We start from the raw sequence: 21,678 nt of genomic DNA on the forward strand, positions 1-21,678 counted from the left end.
CCGGCAGCGAGAAATATACGCATAGCCGTGGTTGATGTCACTCACGGATCGCAAAGATCACCCATCGTGATTAGCCCTTTCGAAGGGTGCAAGGACCCCACATCGTCAGGAACCAGACATACCGCCCCGTTACGCATGGGTATATTCGCGCCTTTTGCCCCTGGACCCGGACGCGACGGAGAGTGACCAGTCCGGCCCAGGCCGTCAGCAGTCGTTCAGAGGTCGTCCAGAGGTCGCCCAGAGCGTTCAGCGGCCGACCAGATGACCGGTGACTCCCGCCACGGCAAGGGTCAGGGCGCACAGCACTACCCAGGGGTCGGCGTGACCCCAGCGAGCGGGCTGCGCCCAGGTGCGGCACCCGGCCCGCACCACCGGTGACGAGTAGCCCCGCGCCTCCATCGCCACCGCGAGCCGTCCGGCCTGCCGCAGCGCTTGCACCAGGAGGGCGAAGGTCAGCACCACCGCGTCCGTGATGCCCCGCCTCAGCAGCCCTCGCGCACGGCGGACGGCGCGCAGGTCGGCATACGTCGAGCGCAGCTGGTCGAACCTCTGCAGCGCCACGACCGCCGCCACCACGGGACGGGCGGGCAGCCGCAGCCGCTGGCCGAGCTGGTCCCCCAGCGAGAACGGCTCCAGGTAGCCGGCCAGCACCACTCCGGGCAGCGCCGCCGTGGTCATGCGCAGTGCGGGCAGCACCGCCGCGACCGGGTCCCGCGCCTCGGCCCACCACCAGTTGGACCACCAGAGCGAGGCTGCGCCGATCGCGAGCGGGGTGAGCCGCAGCACCGGCTGCGGCCAGCGCACCCCGCAGAGCACGAGCAGCAGCGCCAGCTCCACCCCGAGCAGACCGAGGCCCGCCGCCACCGTGGGCACGACCAGCCCGACCACCATGGCGACCAGGCTCACCAGCATCAGGGGCAGGGCCGAGGCGTATGCCGCCAGCCCCGACGCACGGCGGCGCACCGGCACGGCGGCGGCCGGGGGCCGGTCGAGCACCAGCTCGCGGGTGCAGCGGGACGCCAGGCGCCGGTCGTGCGTGGACACCACCACGGTCGTCCCCGCGGCGCGGGCCGCCTCGATGACCCCGGTGACGGCGGCCCACGTGCGGCGGTCCTGGCCGACGGTGGGTTCGTCGAGCAGCAGCACGGAGGGTCCGTGCGCGAGGGCGGAGGCGAGCGACAGGCGGCGCTGCTCGCCCCCCGAGAGCGTGTGGGGGTCGGCGTCGTGGCGATCGCCGAGGCCCAACGCCTCGAGCAGGGCGGCGGCCCGCTCACCAAGGGACTCCTCGTCCTGACCGAGGGCCCGCCCCGTCAGCAGCACCTCGTCGAGCACCGTGCGCGCCGTGATGGGCAGCTCGGGTCGTTGCGGCACCCAGCCGACCGCCTCGGCCAGCTCCACCGCGTGCCAGCGGTGCGGCGCCTCGCGGTCGTCGGCCCCCAGCCGCACCGTCCCGGACGTCGGCTCGAGCAGCCCGGCGGCGCACGCCACGAGCGTGGACTTGCCGGCCCCCGAGCGACCCGTCACGGCCACCGCCTCCCCCGGCGAGGCCTCCAGCGAGACGTCCTGCAGCACGAGCTGCGGCGGGTGCACCGCCTGCCAGGACGCGAGCCCGGGCTGCACCTGGCGCACGACCTCGTCCACCGCGGCCGTCACGCCACCGCGTCGGACCGGGGCGACCAGCCCGGACGGCATCTCGACCGGAGACGGGGTCGGCGCGCCGGGCACCCACAGGCCCAGCCCGGCGAGCCGCTCCCCCTCGGCCGCCAGCGTCGGGGCCAGGGGTCCGTCCGCCACCACGCGGCCCCCGTCGCCGAGCACCACCAGCCGGTCGCAGACGTCCACCCAGTGCGCGAGCTCGTGCTCGACGGCCACGAGGGTGGCCCCCACCTCGGCGACGGCCGCGGCCACCGCCGACCGGACTGCCTGCGCAGCCGCGGGGTCGAGCATCGAGCACGGCTCGTCGAGCAGGACGAGGCCGGGGTCGAGGGCGAGCACCCCGGCGAGCGCGAGGCGTTGGGTCTCGCCGCCGGACAGGGCCCGCGTCTCGCGGGTGGTGTCGTGGGGGAAGCGCACCGACGCGAGCGCCGCGCGCACCCGCTCCCAGAGCGGCCCGCGCGGCACGCCGGAGTTCTCGGGACCGAAGGCCACGTCGCGCCCGACGGTCCGGGCGACCACGGCGTCCTCGGGGTCCTGCAGCAGCAGGCCCACCTGCCCCGACACGTGCACCTGCCCGGTCTGGTCACCCCCGCCGGTCTCGGCGAGCACGCCGGCCAGCGCCCGCAGCAGGGTCGACTTGCCGGACCCGCTCGCCCCCGCGAGCAGCACCCGCTCCCCCGGCGCCACGCGCAGCGACACCCCGTCCAGGACCGGGCGGGCGGCGCCGTACGGCAGCCAGGTGAGGTCCTCGGCCTCGACGAGAGCCCCCCTCGGGCCCTCGTCGAAGCCGGGACCGGCGTCGAGGTCGACGTCAGCGGACGTGGGACTCACGCGCCTCGCGGCCCGCCGGGAAGGCGTCGACCACGCCGGCCCGGGCCAGCGCGCGCACCAGCGCGGCGCCCCCGAGCCCGGCGATCAGCGCGCACGAGACCATGCCGAAGGCGAGGTAGACGAGCTTGTGGACCCAGGCGAGCTGCGGGACGTACTGCCACCACTCGTAGACGCAGATCTCCAGCACGGCGCCGAGCACGCCGCCCAGCATCGCGGCGGCCAGGTCGAAGCGACGCCAGCGCCACACCCACATCGCCAGCTCCACCCCGAGCGCCTGCAGCACCCCGGACAGCATCACGAGCCAGCCCCACTTGCTGCCGAGCAGCGTCTCCACGCTCGCGGCGATCAGCTCGACGTAGAGGGCCGCGCCGGGACGCCGGATCAGCAGCGCGCCGGCCACGGCGGGGAGCACCCACACGCCGAGCGCGAGCGAGCCGATCGGGGCATAGCCGACGGCGGCCGCCTCGACGACGTGGTAGAGGGTGCTGTCCCACCCCCAGAAGGCGACGCCCAGCGCGACGGCGAGGACGGCGCCGAGGACGAGGTCGATGCCTCGCCATGACATGAGGGCCCCCGTGGCGAGCGCGGACGGTCGTGCGTGCTGGCCCGGCCGCGCGGTGGCGGCGGAGCCGGTGGTGTTCGGCATACGAGATCTCCTGGTCGGTCACCAAGAGGGAAGGTGACCCCTCGGGTCGCCTCGAGAATCCGACTCCCTAGCGCCGGTGCTAACCGGATCAGGTGCGGAGGGTCTGCGGTCGCCCGCACTCTCAGCGCGATCTGCGCTCCCCTGTCGTGTGAAACGTGACGCTACCGCGAAGATCGTGTGAGACTCAACGCATGGGACCTAACGTGTGGAAGCTCATCGGCACCGGCGCCGCCATGCTGGCCGGCATGGTGGCCAACAAGATCGTCAACTCGGGCTGGCAGAAGGCCACGGGCAAGGAGGCCCCCTCCGACCCCACCAACCCCGACGTGGACTGGAAGGAAGCGCTGGCCTTCGCGGCGTTCTCCGGTCTCGTGATCGGCATCGCGCGCCTGGTGGCGCAGCGTCAGGCCGCCAAGGGCTTCGTCGCGGCCGTCAAGCGTCAGAGCGACGACATCGGTGACGTCGACCTGCAGGCGCAGATCGACGCCCGGACCAGCAAGGCCTGAATCACCCCGCCCGTTCCTGCGCGTCGCCCCGACCGGTCCATCGGTCGGGGCGACGTGCTGCTGCTCGGGGTCGGGAGTGCCGGGGGCGCGACCACCGGGGGCACGACCGCCGGGGCACGACTGCCGGGGAGGGGGACCAGTGCCGGGAAGCGGCGCGGTCAGGCCGCGGAGCGCAGGGCCGTCAGCTCTCGGTCCAGGTGGTCCAGGCGCAGGGCCAGCCGCAGGCGACGCCGCGACGGGTCCGGCTCGAACGCCGTGTCCTCGCCCTCGCGCAGCACCTCGGGCAGCGTGACCAGCAGGAGCCGGGACAGGCTCGCCAGCCGCTCCGGCTCGGCGACCAGCGCCGGGTCGGCCAGCACACCGCCGGCCCGGACGAGCACGCGGTCGAGCCAGGTCTCCACGTCCCACCCGAGGGCGCCGCGGCGGTCGTCGAGCCAGTCACCCAGCCGATCGACCTGACGACGCAGGTGCCGCAGGTGGTCCGGCTCGGCAGCGGCCTGCCGGTCGGCCGGGAGGGCGAGCCCGGCGAGGTAGCCGGCGAGGCCGAGACCGGCGCGCAGGGACGCGGGCAGCGGCAGGGCGGCGAGCAGCGTGCCCCCGCCGACGGTCAGCGCGCGCACGTGGCGCGGTGACGTGGCCGCGGCATAGACCTCACGCTCGACCCGACCCATCTCGTGCCTCCTCCCTGCCAGCGTAGGCCCGCGCCCTGGGAGCCGCGTGTCAGTCGGTGGCCAGGGCCGCGGCCGGGCTCACCCGGGCTGCCCGCCGAGCCGGTATGACGGACGCCAGCCAGCCCGCGGCGAGCGCCACGGCGGCGACGAGACCCAGTCGAGCCCAGGGGATCTCGGGCGTGATGGTCATCTCGCTGCCAAAGGTCGCGTAGGCCCCGCCGAGCCCGTAGGCCACCCCCAGCGCGAGCCCTACGAGCGTCCCGACGCCCGCCAGGGTCAGCGCCTCGAGGCAGAGCATGCTCCGCAGCTGGCGGCGGGTGAGGCCGAGGGCGCGCAGCAGGCCGGACTCCTGGGTGCGCTCGAGGACCGAGAGCCCGAGCGTGTTGCCGATGCCGACCAGGGCGATGAGCACGGCGATGCCGAGCAGACCGGTGACGACGAGCAGGACGACGTCCATGATCCGCTCCATCTCGGCGCGCTGGGTGGCGACTCGCTGGACCTGGGCCCCGCGGATCGTGGTGGCGTCCTGGGCCAGCTGCTCGGTCGCGGTGGCCGCGTCCTTGACCTCGGCGAACCTGATCCAGGCGGACCCCTTGGCCTGCGGGTCGAGGCGCCGCACGGAGGCCGCCGTGACGACCGGGGCGTCGGGGTGGTCCGCGCTGACGTCGGCGCGCAGGTCCAGGCGCGCGGCGCCGTGGGCGAGGGTGACGGTGTCGCCGGTGCGCAGGCCCGAGCTCGCCGGGAGGAGCACGGTGTGGTCGTCCAGCCCGGCGAAGAGCTGCGGCCGACGGGAGACCTGCACCGCCGCGTCGTCGGCGCCGGTGACGGTGGCCTGACCGCCACCCGACCCTCCACCGGACCCTCCGCCTGCGGCGACGCCCACCGGACGCCCGCCGTGCGTCAGGGTGGCGGGGGCGTCGAGCACGAGGGTGGCCGCCTCGACGACGCTGCTGCGCCGCAGGGTGTCGAGGTCGTGCGCCTCGATACCTCGGGGCGCCTGGGGTGCCTGGACGAGGGCGTCGACGGGCGTCTGCTTGTCGAGGGCGTCGGTGGCCGAGCGGACCCCGGTCGCCGAGCCGACGCTCATCATCGTGATCAGCGTGACGCCGACGAGCAGGGCGCTCGCGGTGGCGGCGGCCCGGGCGGGGTTGCGTCCGGCGTTGTCGACGGCGAGCTCGCCGGGCGCCCCACCGAGGCGGGCGGGGAGCGCACCGGCCACGCGGGCCAGGCCGGGCACGACCACGGGGGCCACCATCAGCACGCCGAGGAAGGACAGCAGCCCGCCCGGGATGCCCGTCGCCAGCTGGTGCTGCAGGGCGCCGTGCCCGAGTAGCGCACCGCCGCCGGCCGCGAGGACCGACCCCACCGCGACCCGCAGGGCGCGGACATGGCGCACCCGGGCCGCGGTCTCGGGGCGCAGCGCCGCGAGGGGCCTGACCCGGGTCGCGGCGCGGGCTGGGGCGAGGCTCGCCAGGAGGGTCACGACGATGCCGGTCAGGAGCGGGGCCACGACGGCGAGCGGGGTGACGACGAGGCTGCCGAGGTCCAGGTCGGTGCCGTGCGAGAGCTGGACGAGCGTGGCGGCGAGCCCCGCGCCGAGCGCGAGCCCGGCCACCGACCCGAGCGCGCCGACGAGCAGCGCCTCCGCCACCACGGATCCCCGCACCTGCCGGCGTTCGGCGCCGATGCAGCGCAGGAGCGCGAGCTGGCGGGTGCGCTGGGCGACGAGGATCGCAAAGGTGTTGGCGATGACCAGCGCCGAGACGAAGACGGCGACGAGCGCGAAGACGAGCAGCATCGAGGTGAGTTGCGTGACCCCCTGCACCATCACGCTCACCCGGTGGTCCTTCTCCTGCTCGCCGGTGCGGACCGTCAGGCCCGTGGCCGCCGGGAGCCCGGCGACGGAGGCGCGCAGCTGCTCGTCGTCCATGGCCGACCCGCCCGGGGCCGGGGTGAGGTCGAGCTCCTCGTAGCCCCTGCTGCCCGTCCACGCCCAGATGTCCTCGTCCAGGGCGAAGGCCGCGGGCGTCCCCTGCAGCGGGACCACATCACGCCCGGCCTTGACGATGCCGACGACCGTGGCCTCGGTCGGACGGGCCTCCTGCGGCCGCTGCTCGGTGCCGGTGCCGCGCTGCAGCAGGCGGGTCGTGCTGCCGACGGCGAGCTTGCGCGCCGAGGCGACCCAGTCCACGACGGCGATCTCCCCGCGGCGGGCGGGCAGGCGACCGGCCGTGAGCGTCGTCGTCCCGGACAGCTGCGGCACGGACCGCAGCACGAGAGGGGCCTCGCGACCCCCGAGGTCCTGCTGGACGGCCCCGCCGGCCACCGTGCGCACGGAGGCACCCGGGTGGGCGCGCGTCACCTGCGCGGCGAGCCCGGGGGGTACGACGGTCGGGCCGCCGCGAGGCGCGCCCCCCACGCCCGAGGACCCGTCCGGCGTGGTGACGACCACGCTCGCGCGGCCCACCGAGCCGGCGGCGTCGCGCGCCAGGGACTCGCGGAAGGTGTCGCCCACCATGAACGTGGCCGCGACGAAGGCGATGCCCATCGTGATGGCGACCAGGACGCTGACGAAGCGCCGGGCCTGACCGTGGACCATGCTGGCCGCCAGGGAGATCGAGGTGCGCACGGCGATCACGCCCCCAGCCCGCGCAGGGCGGCCAGCACGTCGTCGGCGGTGGGGTGCCGCAGCTCCCCCGCCATGCGACCGTCCGCGAGGAGCAGCACGCGGTCGGCATACGTCGCGGCCCCGGGGTCGTGGGTCACCATCACGACCGTCTGGCCCAGCTCACGCACGCAGCGCCGCAGGAAGTCCAGCAGCTCGTGCCCGGTCACGCTGTCGAGGGCGCCCGTCGGCTCGTCGGCAAAGATCACGCGCGGCCGCATGACGAGGGCGCGGGCCACCGCCACGCGCTGCTGCTGCCCGCCGGAGAGCTCGGTCGGCTTGTGCCCCAGACGATCTGTCAGGCCCAGCACCCGCACCACATGCTCGAACCATTCGCGGTCGGGGGTGCGGCCCGCGAGGCGCAGGGGCAGGGTGATGTTGGCCTCGGCGGTCAGCGTCGGGAGCAGGTTGAAGGCCTGGAAGACGAACCCCACCTGCTCGCGCCGCAGCAGCGTCAGCCGCGTGTCGTCCAGCGTGGTGAGGTCGGTGTCGCCGACCCAGACCTGCCCGCTCGTTACGTCGTCGAGGCCCGCCGCGCAGTGCATCAGCGTCGACTTGCCGGACCCCGACGGGCCCATGATCGCGGTGAGCTCCCCCTCGGCGAGCTCCACGTCCACGTGGTCCAGGGCGACGACGCGGGTGTCGCCGCTCCCATAGGTCTTGGTGAGGTCACGCGCGCGCACGGCCGCGCGGGTCACGGTGGTCGGGTTGCTGGTGGGCATCGGTCGCTCCGTCTGGTCGTCGGACATCGCTGGTGCGCGGTCGATGTCGACGCTAGGGAGCGGCCGGTGTCGCCCGGATCGACCTGCGGTCTCGACCCCGGGGGCGACCCGAGGACCACGGGCGCAGCGGGCCTACGACTGCGGTCGCACGAGCCCTGTGTCGTAGGCGAGGACGACCATCTGCACCCGGTCTCGCAGGTGGAGCTTGGCGAGGATCCGCCCGACGTGGGTCTTGACGGTGGCCTCGGCCACGTAGAGCTCCGCCGCGATCTCCTGGTTGGAGCGCCCCCGCCCCACCGCGAGCAGCACCTCGCGCTCCCGCTCGGTCAGCGGGGCGAGCTGCTCCTCGGCGCTCCGCAGGGGCTCGTGCTCGTCGGGCAGCCCGGGCAGGAACCTCTCGAGCAGGCGCCGGGTCGCGCTCGGGGCGACGACCGAGTCTCCTTGGTGCACAGCGCGTATGGCGGCCAGCAGCTCCGCCGGGCCCGCGTCCTTGAGGAGGAAGCCGCCGGCACCGGCCTTGAGCGCGGTGTGGACGTACTCGTCGAGGTCGAAGGTCGTGAGCACGAGGACCTTGGCCGCGGCGCCCGAGGCCACGATCCGTCGAGTCGCCTCGACGCCGTCCATACGTGGCATCCGGATGTCCATGAGCACCACGTCGGCCTGCGCGGCCAGCTCGACCGCCGCCGCGCCGTCGCCCACCTCACCCACGACCTGCATGTCGGGCTGGGCGTCCAGAACCATCCGGAAGCCCATCCGCACCAGCTCCTGGTCGTCTGCCAGCAGCAGCCTGATCTGCTCGTCGCTCACTCGCGCTCCCGTGGTCGTCCCGTCGTGACCGGGACCGGCACGGTGGGCGCCGTCGGCGCCTCCGGGTCCCGCGTCGGCAGGCTAGCAAGCACCTCGAAGCCACCCCCGACCCGCTCCCGGGCCGTGAAGGTCCCGCCGATCGAGGCCATCCGCTCGCGCATCCCGATCAGCCCGTGGCCGCGCCCGTCCGACCCGCCACCTGGACCCCGACCCGTGTCGCGCACGGCCAGCTCGACCCGGTCCGGGTGGTGAGCGAGCTCGACCCGCACGGTCGCCGCCGGTCCCGCGTGCTTGAGGGCGTTGGTCAGCGCCTCCTGCACCACGCGGTAGGCCGCCATCTGCTGCGCCGGCCCGAGCGCCTCGTGCACCCGCTCGTCGCCGACCTGCGTCAGGGTCGCCGGCAAGCCCGCGTCGTTGACGTGCGCCACCAGCTCCTCTACCTGCTCGAGCGTGGCCTGCGGGGTGTAGGCCGCCGCCTCCCCCTCCTCGCGCAGCACCCCCACGAGGCGCCGGGTCTCGCCGAGCGCGCCCCGGGCGGTGTCGCCGATCGTGGCGAGCGTCCGGGCGGCGACCATGCGCGAGGCGTCGACGTCACCGTGCTCCACGGCATACGACGCTCCGTCCGCCTGGACCACGATCACGCTGAGCGAGTGCGCGACGACGTCATGCATCTCGCGCGCGATCCGGGCCCGCTCCTCCTGCGCGGCGAGGCGCGCCATCGAGTCGCGTTCGCGCTCCAGGGAGTCCGCCCGGTCGCGCAGGCTCTGCACCAGGTCGCGCCGCTGCCTCGCCAGGGCCCCGGGCACGAAGCACGCGACGCTCATGGCGGCGACGAACACCCAGCTGATGACGGCGTACTCCACGCGCTGCGCGCCGGCAGGCCGGACCCAGTTGTAGGTCCAGTCCCAGGCTCCCACCACCCCGCCGACCAGCGCGGCCGCGAGCCACCAGTAGCGCCACCGCGGGTGCCCGTGGGCCGCGACCGCGTAGAGCATCATGAGCGCCGCGAGGTTCTGGGGCACGACGTTGTCAGCGATCACGAGCTGGAACACGCAGCCGAGGGCGACCGCCGCCATGGCCGGGTCGGGCCTGGTGCGGCGCCACACGAGGGGCAGGCTGGTGCCGAGGAGGGTCCACGCGAGCCAGCCCACCCACCCGACGGTGAGCTCGCTGAGGACGCCCGCGGACACCACGAGGCACAGCAGGGTCACGAACCCCGCCCAGCAGGCGTCGACCAGCATGACGTGCTCGCCGAGCCAGCGGTGGAGGGAGGTCAGCCGGCGCACGCACCCACGCTAGGCGAGAGGGCGGGCCGCGTCGTCATACCTCGGTCTGATCCTCCGCCCCACCCTCCCCCTCCCGACCCACCCCCACAAGAGGGCACACCTGGTCCCCACCCCGACCACGGACAGCCCTGCTCGCCCACTCACGGGATGCTGACTCTGAGTCGCTAATCCTGTGGATAAAGCCCGATATGTGCCTTTGCATGTATTTAGAGTGGTTTGCATGCGACGCCGCGACCTGCCCGAGGGCCTCCCAGCCACCTTCCGTGTGATCGACGCGATGGCGCGCGGCGCGACGCGAGGCCAGCTGCGCAACCCCGAGCTCCACAACCCCCACCACGGCTCGCGAGCTCGTGACGAGCCCACCTGCGTGGAGGAGGCGGCGGTCCAGCTGTTGGCTACGCTGACGCAACATCCGGTGGCACTCTGCGGAACCACGGCAGCACAGATCCATCGCATGCCCGGCGTCGCGGACTGGGCGCCGGACGATGTGCTCCACGTCATGACGAGGACGATGTCGGGGCGGGTTCGGCGAAAGCGAGTCGAGGGCAGACGGGGCCTTGAGCGGCGCGCGACCACTCTGGTCAACGGCCTGCCCGTGACCGACGCGGTCGACACCTGGCGGGATCTCGCCACCGAGCTCCCTCTGGACGACCTCATCATCGCGGGGGATTGGCTGCTCGGACCCCGCAGCACCCGCAGCATCGACGAGCTCTCGGCCGCGCTCCGGCCCGGGGACCGAGGAGCTGCTCGGGCAGTTGCGGCGCTCAAGGAGATTCGCGCCGGGAGCGCCTCCCCTGCGGAGACGCGGACGCGTCTGGTGCTGGTGGGTGCGGGACTGCCGGAGCCAGAGCTCAACGTCAACCTGGTCAGCGAGTCCGGGTGGGTCGCGAACGTGGACATGTACTGGCGCCGGTGGAACTACGCCCTCGACTACGACGGCCGGCACCACCGCGAGCGCGGCGAGCAGCTCGACCGCGACCTCGACCGGGAACGCCTGATCCGTGCGTCAGGATTCGGATACGACCGGGTCTCCAACAAGCACCTCCGAGGCGATCGCCCTGAGGTGATCGGTATCGCGAGTCGTGGCCTCCGCGCCGCGGGCTGGCGCCCGTGACCTGGTCGCGGCCGCCCCGAGCGCCACGATGAGAGGGCGAACATGGCTCCCCTCGGGCCGCGCGGACGACCAGATCCGCCCACTCACGGCTGGGGGTGGGGTCGAGTGGCTGGGGATGGGGTCGAGTGAGCTGGGGGCGGGGCGGAGCCAGGTCAGGCGGGCGGGGAGGGTGGGGTCAGGTCGAGGGCTGTGGCGATCGGGACGCCCGCGCGATAGCTCAGGTGCACGTACGACGGGGCGTCGAGCACCGTCAGGTCCGCGCGTGCCCCCACCGCCAGGTGGCCGACGTCCGTCCGCCGCAGCGCGCGAGCCCCGCCGAGGGTCACCGCGAGGAGGGCCTCGGCGGGCGTCATACCCATCTCGCGGACGGCCAGGGCCACCACGAAGGGGATCGACGAGGAGTAGCAGGTGCCGGGGTTGCAGTCGGTCGCGAGCGCCACCGAGACGCCGGCGTCGATCAGGGCGCGGGCATCGGGATAGGGCGACCGGGTGGAGAACTCGACGCCGGGCAGGAGGGTCGCGGTCGTCGTCCCGGCCGCCCCGACCAGCGCGTCCACGTCCGCCGCCGACAGGTAGGTGCAGTGGTCGACCGACGCCGCCTCGAGCTCGCACGCCAGCTGCACGCCCGGCCCGTGCCCGAGCTGGTTGCCGTGGACCCGCAGCTCGAGCCCGGCCTCGCGGCAGGCCAGCAGCACCGCGCGCGCCTCGTCCCCGTCGAAGGCGTGCGCCGACGCCGGCTCGCAGAACACGTCGCCCCACACCGCATAGGGCGCGCACGCCGACAGCATCGGTCCGGTCACCAGGGAGACGTACTCCGCTCGGCGGGAACGAAGCTCGGGGGGCACGACGTGCGCCCCGAGGAAGGTCGTCTCCTCGATGCCCGCCTCGCACGCGAGCCGCAGCGCCCGCGCCTCGTCCTCCACGGTCAGGCCGTAGCCCGACTTGACCTCGACGGTGGTCGTGCCCTGCGCGCGCATCTCGAGGACCCGATCGATCAGCAGGTCGAGCAGCTCCTCGTCGGACGCGGCGCGTGTGGCGGCCACGGACACGGCGATCCCGCCACCGTCGTAGGGCTGCCCGGTCATCCGCGCCGCGAACTCCTCGCCGCGGTCGCCGGCAAAGATCAGGTGCGCGTGCGAGTCGACGAATCCCGGCACGACGCAACGCCCCTCGACGGAGATCGCCTCGTCGGCGGCGGGCGCGTCCGCCGCGCATCCCACCCAGGCGACGTGGCCGCGGTCGGGCACCGGCTCGCCCTCGATCATCCGGTATGCCGACGCGCCCGCCGCAGGGACCTGCTCGAGCACGACGGCGGCGTCCTGCAGGACTCCGAGGGGTGATCCGTCCCCGAGCTCGGGCGAGCAGGTGACGAGCTGGCCGATGTCGGTGACGAGGACGGAGGTCACGGCTCCTCCAGGAGGGCGTCGAGGGCGGTGCGGAGCATGAGGGCGACCGAGCCGATGCGGTGGCGGCCACCCTCGACGACGGGCTTGCCGCCCACGACGACGGTGTCGACGTCGCCCGCGGTGGCGGCGAAGACCACCTGGGCGGGCTTGGCGCCGACGGTGCGGACGCTGTCGAGGCGGACGTTGCACAGGTCGGCCAGCGACCCGACCTCGAGGCGACCGCCGTCGTCCCAGCCGAGCGAGACGTAGCCCTGCCGGGTGCCGACGTCGACGAGCTCGGCGGGGTCGAAGCGTCCCCGCTCGTTGGTCACGAGGCGTTCGTGCATCTCGAGGGAGCGCAGCTCGCCCCAGGGGTCGATGGACACGTGCTGGTCGGTGCCGATCGACAGCCGGGCGCCGGCGCGGTGCAGGTCGCGGGCCCGCCCGATGCCGTCGGCGAGGTCGCGCTCCGTGAGGGGGCAGAAGCACGCGCCGGTCCCGCTCTCGCCGAGCAGCCGCACGTCCTCGTCGGTCAGGTGGGTGGCGTGGACGGCCGTGGTGGTGGGCCCGAGCACGCCCTGCTCGTGGAGCAGCTGGGTCGGGGTGCGGCCGTAGCGGGCGAGGGTGGCGGCGTTCTCGGCGAGCTGCTCGGACAGGTGAACGTGCAGTGGCACCGGCGACGGGTGCACCCCGAGCCCGGAGCGCGCGGCCTCGGCCACGACGCCGAGCTGGTCGCGGGGCACGGCCCGCACGGAGTGGATCGCGGCGCCGACGCGCGACATCGGGCCTTCGCGCAGCTGGCTCACGCGGGCGGCCCAGCCCTCGGCGGTCCCGTCGCCGAACCGCCGCTGGTAGGGGTCGAGCGGCAGGTAGCCCGACCCGTCGAGCCCGCCCGTGAGGTAGCAGGTGTCGAGCAGGGTGAGGCGGATCCCGGCCTCCGCGGCGGCCTGCTGCAGGGCGTGCCCCATGGCGTTGGGGTCGGGATAGGGGGTGCCGTCCACCTGGTGGTGGACGTAGTGGAACTCGCCGACGCAGGTGAACCCGGCGAGCACCATCTCCGCGAAGGTCGCGCGCGCGAGGTCGAGGTAGGTGTCCGGCTGCAGGTGGCTCATCAGGGAGTACATGCGCTCGCGCCAGGACCAGAAGTCGCCGCCGTTCGCGTGCGTGCGCCCCCGCAGGCCGCGGTGGAAGGCGTGGCTGTGGACGTTGGCCATCCCGGGGAGGGTCACCCCGTGGAGCTTGGTGTCGTGCGGCCGCGGGTGGGTGCGGACGTCGATGGCGGTGATCCGGTCGTCGGTCACCGTGGTGCGCACGCCGCTGGTGATCCCGGACGGCAGCAGCGCGTGCTCCGACCAGAAGGTGGTCATGCCCGTGGCCCCCTCGCATCGACCCAGTCGTCGGCCTCGGCGTCGGCGACGTCCCCCACCCTATCCCCCGGCCGGCCCCGCGGTCCGTCGCCCCAGGTCGGCGACCACGGTGGCCAGCGCGTCGAGCCCGGCGTGGCAGTCAGCCACGTCGGCGTGCTCGTCAGGGGCGTGCGACACGCCGGTCGGGTTGCGGACGTAGAGCATCGCGGTCGGGATGCCGGCGTTGGCCAGGATGCCCGCGTCGTGGCCCGCCCCGGTGCCGAGCAGGGGCGCGTCGTCGAGCAGCGCGGACAGCCGGGCGGCCAGGTCCGCGTCGAAGGTCGTCTCCGGGGTCCACGACTCGCAGAGCGGCTCCGCCGCAGGCCGTGTGCCGCTGTCGCGGGCCACCGCCTCGACGACCTCCCGCACGTCCGCCTCCACCGGGCCCCGCGCGTCCAGCCACGCGGTGACGGCGGACGGGATGGCGTTGACGCCCCCCGGGACGACCCGGGTCTTGCCGATCGTGGCGACGCAGCCGTGCGCGGTGGCGGCGGTGCGGGCGGTGAGGATCGCCGACGCGAGGCGCAGCATCGGGTCGTCTCGGTCCTCGAGCCGGGTGGTGCCGGCGTGGTTGGCCTGCCCGACGAGGTCGAGCCGCCAGCGGCCGTGGGGCCAGATGGCGGTGCCGACGGCGACGGGGCGGTCCAGGTCGGCGAGGCCACGCCCCTGCTCGACGTGCAGCTCGACGAAGGTGCCGACGCGAGCCAGGGCCTCGTCGTCCCTCCCGATCGCGTCGGGGTCGCGGCCAGCCGCCCGCAGCGCCTCGGCCAGGGTCACGCCGTCGTGGTCGCGCAGGCCGAGCGCCCGCTCCGGCGCCATGGCCCCCGTCATGACGCGCGAGCCGATGCACGCCACCCCGAAGCGCGCGCCCTCCTCGTCCACGAAGTTCACGACCCCGATCGGCACGGTCGGCTCGTGCCCCGCCGCCCGCAGCGCGTCGACGGTCGCGAGCGCGGTGACCACGCCGAGGGGGCCGTCGTACGCGCCGCCGTCCGGCACCGAGTCGAGGTGGGAGCCGATCGCGACCCCCTGCACGCCGCGGGCCCGGGCCGCGTCGACGTCGCCCCACCACGCCCACTGGTTGCCGGCGCGGTCCTCGACGACCTCGAGCCCCCGCCGCGCGCACTCCCCCGCGAACCACTCCCGCAGCGTCGCGTCCTCCCGCGTCCACGCGAACCTGCGGTAGCCGCCCGTCACGCCGTCGCGCCCCACCGGCGCGAGCTCGGCCCAGAGGCGGTCCAGCTCCGCGTGGGCGGGGCCGTGGGCGGCGGTCTGGGAGGCGGTCGGCGTCGACATACGGCCAACCTATGACACCTGTCACCCGGGACTCGTGACAGGTCCCGCACGCCGGCGTCGGCGCAGGTCAGCAGGCTGGTGCCATGACGACGACGACGGCACCCGCGGTGGAGCTGCGGGACCTGCGCAAGACCTTCAGGGGCACGGGCAAGGGGACCAGGGGCCGGCAGGGCTCGCGCGAGGCCCGCACCGTGACCGCGGTCGACGGCCTCGACCTGACGATCGAGCCGGGCGAGGTGGTGGCCTTCCTCGGGCCCAACGGCGCCGGCAAGACCACGACCTTGGACATGATCCTCGGGCTCACCTCGCCGACCAGCGGGACGGCCCGCACGTATGGCGAGGAGCCCCGTCGCGCGGTCGCCGCCGGGCGCGTGTCGGCGGTGCTGCAGAGCGGCGGGCTTCTGCCCGACCTCACCGTCCGCGAGACGGTGCGGCTGGTGGCCGCCTTATTCCCCCGGCACGAGGACGTCGACGACGTGCTGGCGCGGGCGGGCCTCACCGGGCTGGGCGGACGCCGGGTCTCCAAGTGCTCCGGCGGCGAGCAGCAACGGCTGCGCTTCGCGCTGGCGCTGCTGCCCTCGCCCGACCTGCTGGTCCTCGACGAGCCCACGTCCGGGATGGACGTCACCGCCCGGCGTGACTTCTGGGCCACCATGCACGCCGACGCGGATGCCGGCCGGACCGTCGTGTTCGCCACGCACTACCTGGAGGAGGCCGAGGACTTCGCCCGACGCATCGTCCTGGTCGCCGGCGGGCGGGTCGTCGCCGACGGCACCACCGCCGAGCTGCGGGCCCAGGCGACCGGGCGGCTCGTCAGCGCGCAGATCGGGGCGGGCGAGCTCGCCCGCGTGACGGACGTGCTGCAGCGGGTGGCGGGCGTCGACGACGTCGACCACACGGGGACGCCGGCGGGCGGCATACGGGTCCTGGTGCGCTGCACCGACTCCGACACGGTCGCCCGCACCCTGATGACCGACCTGGGGGCCTGCGAGCTGGAGATCTCGCGCGGCTCCCTCGACCAGACCTTCCTCGAGATCACCGAGCAGGCCGAGCAGGCCGCCGCGACGACGGAGACCGCGCGATGAACACCACCTACTACCGCCTCGAGATCGCCCGCATCTTTCGTGACTGGGTGGGCCTGATCTTCACCGTCGGGATCCCCCTGTTCATGTACCTCATCTTCGGCGCCGCCGCGGAGTACAAGGACGAGACGGCCGGCAACGGCAACGTCGCGGCCTATCTCATGGTGTCCATGGCGGCGTACGGCGCGGTGACCGCCACCACCGGCATCGGCGGCTACGCGGCCATCGAGCGAGCCTTCGGCTGGGGGCGGCAGCTCGGCCTCACCCCGATGCGCGACGGGACCTATGTCGGGGTCAAGACCGCCACCGCCATCACGATCTGCCTGCAGCCGCTCGTCCTGATCTATCTGATCGGCTGGCTCACCGGGGCCCGGGCCGACTGGCAGGTCTGGGTGCTCGCCCCGATCATCACCGTGGTCGGGGCCGCCGCCTTCGCGATCTACGGCATGGTCTTCGGCCTGTGGATGCGCAGCGAGTCCGCAGGTGGCGCCGCCGGTGGCTCCCTCGTGATCCTCGCCTTCCTCGGCAACATCTTCATGCCGCTGTCCGGGACGCTGCTGACCATCGCCAAGTTCACCCCCCTCTACGGCCTGATCCAGCTGGTGCGCTATCCCCTGACCGAAGGCCGCATCATGACCCCCGACGGCCTGATCGAGGAACCCCTGTGGGTGCCGCTTGCTAACGTCGCCGCATGGCTGTTGATCCTTGCGATGCTGGCGACCTGGCTGGTGCGCCGCAGCCGGGGACGGCAGTGAGCGGAGCCCACTCGACCCTGCAGGACCCGTGGAGCCGCTACGGGTGGGTGATGGCCGCCGTCTGGCTCGCCTTCCTCGGCTTCCCGGTGATCGAGGTCCTGCGGGAGTCGGCCCCGACCTGGCTCAAGGTCGTCGCGCTGGCCGCGATCGCGAGCTTCGCGTTCGTGTACGTCTGGGCGATGAACCGGCTCTGGGCCTTCGGCGAGGGCCGGCGCGTCAACCCCGCCGCCGTGCGCTGGTACGCCCTGCTGATCGCTCTCTGCCTCGTCACGGTGCCGGTGCTGGGCGTCGAGGCCGTCGGGATGGCGCCCTTCCTGCTGAGCTTCGCGATGTTCACGTTCCCGATGCGTCACGCCTTCGGCATCTCCGCGGTGCTGCTCGCCCTCGCCGTCGGGCTCCCTTGGTGGGCCGGGGTGTTCGGCAGCTTCGGGTTCCTCACGATCATCCTGGTGATCGTCTTCATCTCCACGGCGGTGACCCGGGTCGCCAACAACAAGGAGTTTGATTACACCCGCACCAAGGACGCCTTGCGCATCGCCTCCGAGCGCGAGCGGGTCGCCCGCGACGTGCACGACGTCCTGGGGCACTCCCTGACCGTGGTCGCCGTCAAGACCGAGCTCGCCGAGCGGCTGCTGGACGTCGACGTCGAGCGGGCCCGCGCCGAGCTGATCGAGATCCGCTCGCTGACCCGCACCGCGCTCGCCGAGATCCGCGAGACCGTGGGGGGGCTGCGGGTCGCGGCGCTGGGCGACGAGGTCGAGGGCGCCCGGATGGCGCTCACCGGTGCCGGCATCGCCGCCGACCTGCCGGACGACCTCACCGTGGTCGACCCGCGTCACCGCACGGTCCTCGCCTGGGTGCTGCGCGAGGCCGTCACCAATGTCGTGCGGCACTCCGGGGCCGGGCAGTGCGTCATACGGCTCTCGCCCGCAGGCCTGGTCGTCGAGGACGACGGGCGCGGACTGCGAGGCGGCAAGGAGGGCAACGGCATCCGCGGCCTGCGCGAGCGCGTCGCCGGCGCCGGCGGATCGCTGACGATCGGCCCCGGGACCGACGGGCGGGGCGCCCGGCTGCAGGTGCGGCTATGACCATCCAACTGCTGCTCGCCGACGACCAGGCCATGGTGCGCGGCGCCCTCGCGGCCCTGCTGGACCTGGAGACCGACCTCCAGGTCGTGGCGCAGGTCGGTCGCGGGGACGAGGTGCTCGACGCGGTCCGCGCGAGCTCCCCCGACGTGTGCCTGCTCGACATCGAGATGCCCGGCCTCGACGGCCTGGAGGTGGCGAGGCTGCTGGCCCGCGAGGCCCCCGGCGTGCGCTCGCTCATCGTGACGACCTTCGGACGGCCTGGCTACGTGCGGCGCGCGCTCGAGGCGGGGGCCAGCGGCTTCGTGGTCAAGGACGCGCCGGCGAGCGAGCTGGCCGAGGCCGTGCGGCGCGTGCACGCCGGGCTGCGGGTGGTCGACCCTGCCCTGGCGACCGAGTCGCTCTATGGCGGCGCCTCCCCCCTCACGGCCCGCGAGCGCGAGACCCTGCTGCTCGCGATGGAGGGCCACCGCGCTCCGGACATCGCGGCGCGGCTGTTCCTCTCGCCGGGGACGATCCGCAACCACCTGTCGTCCGCGATCGCCAAGACCGGCACGTCGACGGCCGTGGAGGCGGCGCGCGAGGCCCAGTCCCGCGGCTGGCTCTGACCCCCCTGCGTGACCAAACTGCTGTCTGCACGCGTCCTTGCCACACCCACACCCCCGGAACGTGGCAAACCTGCTGCCCCGACGCACATTGGTCACACGAGGAGGCGCTCTCCCTGCTCGGCGAGCGCCCTCCGGATGCCCGCCAGGGTGTCCGCATGGTGCTGGAAGTAGTCGATCCGGTTGACCACGATCACCCGGTAACCGAGCCGCTCCAGGCGATTGCGCCTCGCCTCGTCCTCGACCCGCTGCTGGGGCGTCGCGAAGTGGTGCGCGCCGTTGTACTCGACCACCAGACGGCGGCTCCGCCAGAGGAAGTCGACGTATCCGATCAGGCCACCACGCTCGTCATGGATGGCGGCGTTGAGCTCCGGCTCGGGGAACCCCTCACGCACGAAGTCCTGCCGGAGCCTGGACTCCATCGCCGAGTTGACCCCCGGGCGGACATCCCTCAAGGCTGCCCGCGCCGCAACCACGCCCGGGCTGGCCGATGTCAGGGTCGCGGCCACGTCCGTCACATCGACGCCGGAGCGCCACCCCACGATGGTGTCGCCGAGGACGACGAGGTCGCGACGGCTCAGCACCGGCGCCAGCTGACGAAAGACGAATGGGCGCGCAACGACGGGTATGGACACCCCTGGGAGGCGCACAGTGGTGACGTCCGCCCCCAGGTAGTGAGGGCGCACCGTGGCAAGGCGACAGGGTTGGCCACCCCACCTGCCGATGTCGAGCAGCTCGCCCGGCCTCCACGACCAGGGAAGCGCCAGTCCGTGCAACCACGCGGCGAGCGAGCCTGCGGCGGCCGAGCCTGGCGGCAGGACCAACGAGATCGCAGCGACGTCCTCTCTGACGTTCTCGGGCATGCGATGGCCGACGACTCCGCGGTGTGGGTGGGGCATCGCCTCGATGGTCCGGCGCGAGACCCCCAGCTCTCGCGCTCGACGACTGGTGAACCAGGGCGTACGCATGAGCTCTGGCGGAAGCGGCCTCTTGATAGCCATAGGGCGAGCTTGCCGCCGTCAGCCCGGAGTATCTCTCGAGCATCCACAGGAGCGTGCGTCAGGCCCTGATCATCACACACTCCTGTGGACAACCGGCGGATGAACCGCATGTTTGCCCCATCCCACGACCCTCAGCGGGGGACACGTGCCCCCTCCCAGCACTTTTGCTTCACCAGAGGCATCCCGGCGGCGCGAAAGTGCGGATCACCAGCAGCTTGGTCACATTCGTCGGGGTCAGGCGTCGAGGGCCCCTTCGGGGTAGATGATGCGCGAAGGTGGGCGCGCCGCACGCCGGACGTGCCCAGTCGTGACTCAGCCCTCACGCATGGGGATGCGAACTCCCTTGTCCTGCGCCACCTGCTCGGCGATGTCATAGCCGGCGTCGACGTGCCGGATGACTCCCATGCCGGGGTCGTTGGTGAGCACGCGGGCGAGCTTCTGTGCGGCGAGCGGGGATCCGTCGGCCACGGACACCTGCCCGGCGTGGATCGACCGCCCGATGCCCACGCCGCCGCCGTGGTGGATCGACACCCAGGAGGCGCCGGACGCGGTGTTGACCAGCGCATTGAGCAGCGGCCAGTCCGCGATCGCGTCGGACCCGTCGGCCATGGCCTCGGTCTCGCGATAGGGCGAGGCGACCGACCCGCAGTCCAGGTGGTCACGCCCGATGACGATGGGGGCGGACAGCTCGCCGCTCGCCACCATCTCGTTGAACCGCAGCCCTGCCCGGTCCCGCTCGGCGTACCCCAGCCAGCAGATGCGCGACGGCAGTCCCTGGAACGCGACCTTGTCGCGAGCCCCGTTGATCCACGTGTGAAGTCGCTCGTCGTCGGGGAACAGGTCGAGCACGGCCTGGTCCGTGCGGTGGATGTCCTCGGGGTCGCCCGACAGGGCCGCCCAGCGGAACGGGCCCTTGCCCTCGCAGAACAACGGCCGGATGTAGGCCGGCACGAATCCCGGGAACTCGAAGGCGCGTTCGTAGCCGCCCTGCCGCGCCTCGTCGCGGATCGAGTTGCCGTAGTCGAAGACCTCGGCGCCCTTGTCCTGGAAGTCCACCATGGCGCGCACGTGCATGGCCATGGACTCCCTGGCCCGGTCGGTGAACTCGTCGGGCTTCTTCTCGGCGTACTGCGCCCACTCGTCCACCTCGACGCCGATCGGCAGGTAGGACAAGGGGTCGTGCGCGGACGTCTGGTCGGTGACGATGTCGATGGGGACGTCACGCCGCAGCAGCTCGGGGAAGACCTCGGCGGCGTTGCCGACGAGCCCCACCGAGAGCGCCCGCCGCTCGTCCTTGGCCCGCAGCGCGGACTCGACTGCGGCGTCGAGGGATTCGTGCACCTCGTCCAGGTAGCGGTGCTCGACGCGGCGGTCCAGCCGGGTCTTGTCGACGTCGACGACCAGGCACACCCCGCCGTTGAGGGTGACGGCCAGAGGCTGCGCCCCGCCCATGCCGCCGCACCCGCCGGTGAGGGTCAGGGTGCCGGACAGCGTTCCACCGAAACGCTTCTCGGCCACCGCGGCGAAGGTCTCGTAGGTGCCCTGCAGGATCCCCTGCGTCCCGATGTAGATCCACGAGCCGGCCGTCATCTGGCCGTACATCGTCAGCCCGAGGTGCTCCAGCCGCCGGAACTCCGGCCAGTTGGCCCAGTCACCGACGAGGTTCGAGTTGGCGATGAGCACGCGCGGCGCCCACTCATGGGTCTGCATGACGCCGACGGGGCGGCCCGACTGCACCAGCATCGTCTCGTCCTCGCGCAGGTCCTGCAGCGTGCGCACCATCGCGTCGAAGCTGCGCCAGTCGCGCGCCGCCCGCCCCGTCCCGCCGTAGACGACCAGGTCGTCGGGCCGCTCGGCGACCTCGGGGTCGAGGTTGTTCATCAGCATCCGCAGCGGCGCCTCGGTCTGCCAGCTGCGGGCCGAGAGGGTGGTGCCGCGTGCGGCGCGGACGGGACGGGAGCCTTGCATGGCTGCCTCCTCGGGCGATCGGGTCGTATGACGAAGCCGTGGTCACCACCCGGCGTCGTCGCCGGAGCGGGGTCCCCCCATCGAACCTCGCCGACATCACGGCGACCAGCCCCGGCATACGGGCATCTGTCTCGAATCCAAGACACCGAGCCCAACCCTCGCTCCGGGCCTCGCGCCGTCCGGGGTACCTC

At 73.5% G+C, this 21,678-nt stretch carries 18 protein-coding genes and 1 riboswitch; of the genes, 6 read left to right on the forward strand and 12 right to left on the reverse strand.

The genetic code is table 11. The annotated features are described in order from the left end of the window. Positions 1–246: 246 nt before the first annotated feature. Together GGG17_RS05405 and GGG17_RS05410 are read right to left on the reverse strand one after the other, a co-directional pair. Positions 247–2,487: an ATP-binding cassette domain-containing protein gene (locus GGG17_RS05405; protein ID WP_154592744.1), complete on the reverse strand. Its 2,241-nt coding sequence runs from the start codon at positions 2,485–2,487 to the stop codon at positions 247–249. Further along, positions 2,468–3,133, reverse strand: coding sequence for an ECF transporter S component (locus GGG17_RS05410; RefSeq protein WP_230082706.1), 666 nt, complete (start codon positions 3,131–3,133; stop codon positions 2,468–2,470). The genes GGG17_RS05405 and GGG17_RS05410 overlap by 20 nt, the downstream gene beginning before the upstream one ends. Before the next feature lie 47 nt (positions 3,134–3,180). Further along, positions 3,181–3,286, reverse strand: a riboswitch (TPP riboswitch). Positions 3,287–3,324: 38 nt separating this feature from the next. Here GGG17_RS05410 and GGG17_RS05415 point away from each other — a divergent pair. Next, positions 3,325–3,639, forward strand: a complete 315-nt coding sequence (locus GGG17_RS05415) for a DUF4235 domain-containing protein (RefSeq protein WP_154592745.1) — start codon at positions 3,325–3,327, stop codon at positions 3,637–3,639. Positions 3,640–3,797: 158 nt separating this feature from the next. On the opposite strand, the gene GGG17_RS05420 is transcribed toward GGG17_RS05415, so the two are convergent. From GGG17_RS05420 to GGG17_RS05440, 5 genes are all read right to left on the reverse strand, one after another. Beyond that, positions 3,798–4,310 (reverse strand): hypothetical protein, encoded by a 513-nt coding sequence (locus tag GGG17_RS05420; protein ID WP_154592746.1) that lies wholly within the window; start codon positions 4,308–4,310, stop codon positions 3,798–3,800. A 49-nt stretch (positions 4,311–4,359) separates the two neighbouring features. Then, complete coding sequence (locus tag GGG17_RS05425) at positions 4,360–6,948, reverse strand: FtsX-like permease family protein (RefSeq protein ID WP_154592747.1); 2,589 nt, start codon at positions 6,946–6,948, stop codon at positions 4,360–4,362. Continuing rightward, a complete protein-coding gene (locus tag GGG17_RS05430) occupies positions 6,945–7,697 on the reverse strand; it encodes an ABC transporter ATP-binding protein (RefSeq protein ID WP_154592748.1) in 753 nt (250 codons plus the stop codon). The genes GGG17_RS05425 and GGG17_RS05430 overlap by 4 nt, the downstream gene beginning before the upstream one ends. A 132-nt stretch (positions 7,698–7,829) precedes the next feature. Further along, positions 7,830–8,504 carry a response regulator gene (locus tag GGG17_RS05435; RefSeq protein WP_311966444.1) on the reverse strand — a complete coding sequence of 225 codons (675 nt, stop codon included), beginning with the start codon at positions 8,502–8,504 and terminating at the stop codon, positions 7,830–7,832. Beyond that, positions 8,501–9,790: a sensor histidine kinase gene (locus GGG17_RS05440; RefSeq protein ID WP_311966445.1), complete on the reverse strand. Its 1,290-nt coding sequence runs from the start codon at positions 9,788–9,790 to the stop codon at positions 8,501–8,503. Before GGG17_RS05440 ends, GGG17_RS05435 begins: the two co-directional genes overlap by 4 nt. A gap of 220 nt (positions 9,791–10,010) precedes the next feature. Between GGG17_RS05440 and GGG17_RS05445 the strand changes: the two genes are divergently transcribed. Then, the gene (locus GGG17_RS05445; RefSeq protein WP_154592749.1) at positions 10,011–10,904 is read left to right on the forward strand and encodes a putative endonuclease domain-containing protein; all 894 of its coding nucleotides are present in this window, start codon (positions 10,011–10,013) and stop codon (positions 10,902–10,904) included. A 152-nt stretch (positions 10,905–11,056) separates the two neighbouring features. Here the strand turns inward: GGG17_RS05445 and hutI are convergent, their stop codons facing one another. The 3 genes from hutI to GGG17_RS05455 are packed head-to-tail and all read right to left on the reverse strand — an operon-like array spanning position 11,057 to position 14,991. Beyond that, positions 11,057–12,310 carry an imidazolonepropionase gene (gene hutI / locus GGG17_RS16315; protein WP_311966446.1) on the reverse strand — a complete coding sequence of 418 codons (1,254 nt, stop codon included), beginning with the start codon at positions 12,308–12,310 and terminating at the stop codon, positions 11,057–11,059. Continuing rightward, positions 12,307–13,656 carry a formimidoylglutamate deiminase gene (locus GGG17_RS16320; RefSeq protein WP_230082707.1) on the reverse strand — a complete coding sequence of 450 codons (1,350 nt, stop codon included), beginning with the start codon at positions 13,654–13,656 and terminating at the stop codon, positions 12,307–12,309. Before GGG17_RS16320 ends, hutI begins: the two co-directional genes overlap by 4 nt. A gap of 60 nt (positions 13,657–13,716) precedes the next feature. After that, positions 13,717–14,991 (reverse strand): allantoate amidohydrolase, encoded by a 1,275-nt coding sequence (locus tag GGG17_RS05455; protein WP_154592750.1) that lies wholly within the window; start codon positions 14,989–14,991, stop codon positions 13,717–13,719. An 83-nt stretch (positions 14,992–15,074) separates the two neighbouring features. On the opposite strand from GGG17_RS05455, the gene GGG17_RS05460 reads away from it, so the two are divergent. From GGG17_RS05460 to GGG17_RS05475, 4 genes are read left to right on the forward strand one after another with little or no spacing between them, the layout of a single operon-like run. Next, a complete protein-coding gene (locus GGG17_RS05460; protein WP_154592751.1) occupies positions 15,075–16,076 on the forward strand; it encodes an ABC transporter ATP-binding protein in 1,002 nt (333 codons plus the stop codon). Beyond that, on the forward strand, positions 16,073–16,828 hold the full coding sequence (locus GGG17_RS05465) for an ABC transporter permease (RefSeq protein WP_154592752.1): 756 nt from the start codon (positions 16,073–16,075) through the stop codon (positions 16,826–16,828). Before GGG17_RS05460 ends, GGG17_RS05465 begins: the two co-directional genes overlap by 4 nt. After that, positions 16,825–17,916, forward strand: coding sequence for a sensor histidine kinase (locus tag GGG17_RS16325; RefSeq protein WP_288799538.1), 1,092 nt, complete (start codon positions 16,825–16,827; stop codon positions 17,914–17,916). The genes GGG17_RS05465 and GGG17_RS16325 overlap by 4 nt, the downstream gene beginning before the upstream one ends. Further along, positions 17,913–18,521: a response regulator transcription factor gene (locus tag GGG17_RS05475; protein WP_154592754.1), complete on the forward strand. Its 609-nt coding sequence runs from the start codon at positions 17,913–17,915 to the stop codon at positions 18,519–18,521. Before GGG17_RS16325 ends, GGG17_RS05475 begins: the two co-directional genes overlap by 4 nt. A gap of 92 nt (positions 18,522–18,613) precedes the next feature. Here the strand turns inward: GGG17_RS05475 and GGG17_RS05480 are convergent, their stop codons facing one another. Beyond that, entirely contained in the window at positions 18,614–19,381 is a 768-nt protein-coding gene (locus GGG17_RS05480; RefSeq protein ID WP_195849122.1) for an endonuclease domain-containing protein, read from the reverse strand. A gap of 450 nt (positions 19,382–19,831) precedes the next feature. Next, on the reverse strand, positions 19,832–21,487 hold the full coding sequence (gene hutU / locus GGG17_RS05485) for a urocanate hydratase (RefSeq protein WP_154592756.1): 1,656 nt from the start codon (positions 21,485–21,487) through the stop codon (positions 19,832–19,834). Between the last annotated feature and the right edge of the window lie 191 nt (positions 21,488–21,678).

It is taken from the genome of Arsenicicoccus cauae (assembly GCF_009707125.1).
Classification (GTDB): Bacteria; Actinomycetota; Actinomycetes; order Actinomycetales; family Dermatophilaceae; genus Arsenicicoccus; species Arsenicicoccus cauae.

Coding starts and splice junctions, on each gene's coding strand:
- GGG17_RS05410 (WP_230082706.1), bottom strand. CDS start 3,133: ATGCCGAACACCACCGGCTCCGCCGCCACCGCGCGGCCGGGCCAGCAC.
- GGG17_RS05415 (WP_154592745.1), top strand. CDS start 3,325: ATGGGACCTAACGTGTGGAAGCTCATCGGCACCGGCGCCGCCATGCTG.
- GGG17_RS05420 (WP_154592746.1), bottom strand. CDS start 4,310: ATGGGTCGGGTCGAGCGTGAGGTCTATGCCGCGGCCACGTCACCGCGC.
- GGG17_RS05430 (WP_154592748.1), bottom strand. CDS start 7,697: ATGCCCACCAGCAACCCGACCACCGTGACCCGCGCGGCCGTGCGCGCG.
- GGG17_RS05445 (WP_154592749.1), top strand. CDS start 10,011: ATGCGACGCCGCGACCTGCCCGAGGGCCTCCCAGCCACCTTCCGTGTG.
- GGG17_RS16320 (WP_230082707.1), bottom strand. CDS start 13,656: ATGACCACCTTCTGGTCGGAGCACGCGCTGCTGCCGTCCGGGATCACC.
- GGG17_RS05455 (WP_154592750.1), bottom strand. CDS start 14,991: ATGTCGACGCCGACCGCCTCCCAGACCGCCGCCCACGGCCCCGCCCAC.
- GGG17_RS05460 (WP_154592751.1), top strand. CDS start 15,075: ATGACGACGACGACGGCACCCGCGGTGGAGCTGCGGGACCTGCGCAAG.
- GGG17_RS05465 (WP_154592752.1), top strand. CDS start 16,073: ATGAACACCACCTACTACCGCCTCGAGATCGCCCGCATCTTTCGTGAC.
- GGG17_RS05475 (WP_154592754.1), top strand. CDS start 17,913: ATGACCATCCAACTGCTGCTCGCCGACGACCAGGCCATGGTGCGCGGC.
- GGG17_RS05480 (WP_195849122.1), bottom strand. CDS start 19,381: ATGCCCGAGAACGTCAGAGAGGACGTCGCTGCGATCTCGTTGGTCCTG.
- hutU (WP_154592756.1), bottom strand. CDS start 21,487: ATGCAAGGCTCCCGTCCCGTCCGCGCCGCACGCGGCACCACCCTCTCG.